Raw genomic sequence first — 713 nt, 5'->3', positions numbered from 1 at the left:
GATGTGCCCACCCTGGTCACGGCGGTCCCGAATGCGGGACCGGAAGCCGGTGGCACGACAGTGGTCCTCACGGGCACCGCTTTGACCGGCGTCACCGCGGTCGATTTCGGCGCCACACCGGCGACTTCGTTCACCGTCGACTCCGCCACACAGGTCACGGCGGTCGCACCGGCGGGGACGGGGACTGTGCAAGTCACAGTCACCACCGTGGGTGGAACAAGCAACGGCGTCGCCTACACCTACATCCCGGCACCTGCCCTCACCTTGGCGGCGCCCACTACCGGACCGGAAGCAGGCGGCACCACCGTCGTCATCACCGGAACCGATCTGACCGGAGCCACAGCGGTGAACTTCGGTGCCACACCGGCGACCTCGTTCACCATCGACTCACCCACCCAGATCACCGCGACAGCGCCCGCGGGGACCGGCACCGTGCAGATCACCACCATCACAACAGGAGGAACCAGTAACGGCGTCGCGTTCACCTACATCCCGGCACCGGCTCTCGCCCTGGCGGTACCGAGCACCGGACCGGAATCCGGGGGCACGACAGTAGTCCTGACCGGAACAAGTCTGGCGGGAGCCACAGCGGTCGACTTCGGCGCCACACCTGCCACGTCGTTCACCGTCGACTCCCCACCCAGATCACGGCCGTCGCACCGGCGGGGACCGGCACCGTCCAGATCACCACGACAACAGCCGGTGGAACAAGC

General features: G+C 67.6%; 1 protein-coding gene and 1 pseudogene. Both read left to right on the top strand.

Annotated elements, in window-relative coordinates; genetic code table 11:
* Positions 1-3: 3 nt before the first annotated feature.
* Positions 4-183: pseudogene (locus ON27_RS45935) on the top strand (IPT/TIG domain-containing protein); the annotation flags it as partial.
* Positions 184-207: 24 nt separating this feature from the next.
* The coding region (locus ON27_RS29290; RefSeq protein WP_245560280.1) for an IPT/TIG domain-containing protein at positions 208-713 on the top strand (506 nt) is incomplete at its 3' end.

Source organism: Nocardia asiatica NBRC 100129, from assembly GCF_000308415.1.
Lineage (GTDB): Bacteria > Actinomycetota > Actinomycetes > Mycobacteriales > Mycobacteriaceae > Nocardia > Nocardia asiatica.
This window is presented reverse-complemented; position numbering and strand designations above follow the sequence as displayed.